This is a genomic window from Psychrobacter sp. TB55-MNA-CIBAN-0194, from assembly GCF_040309505.1.
In the GTDB taxonomy this organism is placed as follows: domain Bacteria; phylum Pseudomonadota; class Gammaproteobacteria; order Pseudomonadales; family Moraxellaceae; genus Psychrobacter; species Psychrobacter fozii.
The window spans coordinates 1-267 of the sequence record NZ_JBEOOW010000361.1; the positions used below are offsets into that span (position 1 = coordinate 1).

The following is a 267-nucleotide window of genomic DNA, read 5'->3' on the forward strand; positions in this document are numbered from 1 at the left end:
CTTGAAGACAGCGCTGTTCTTGTCTATTATCCATAGAGGCAGTGGGCTCATCGAGTAAAAATACATTGGGCTTAGTCAATAATAAACGCGTAAAATCAACGAGCTGTTTTTGCCCTCCAGACAGTCCGCGCCCACCTTCGCTAATAGGCAGATCAAGACCACTAGAATGACTAGAGACAAGATTTATCAGTCCAGTCTTGCTCAGCACCTCTTGCATCACATCATCATTAGGCGCCGCCATTCCTATCAATAAGTTCTCTCGTAGCG

At 45.7% G+C, this 267-nt stretch carries 1 protein-coding gene; it reads right to left on the minus strand.

The genetic code is table 11. The features are described 5' to 3' along the window. A partial coding sequence (locus AAEY75_RS15460; RefSeq protein ID WP_352260084.1) for an ATP-binding cassette domain-containing protein occupies nt 1–267 on the minus strand: 267 nt, incomplete at both ends.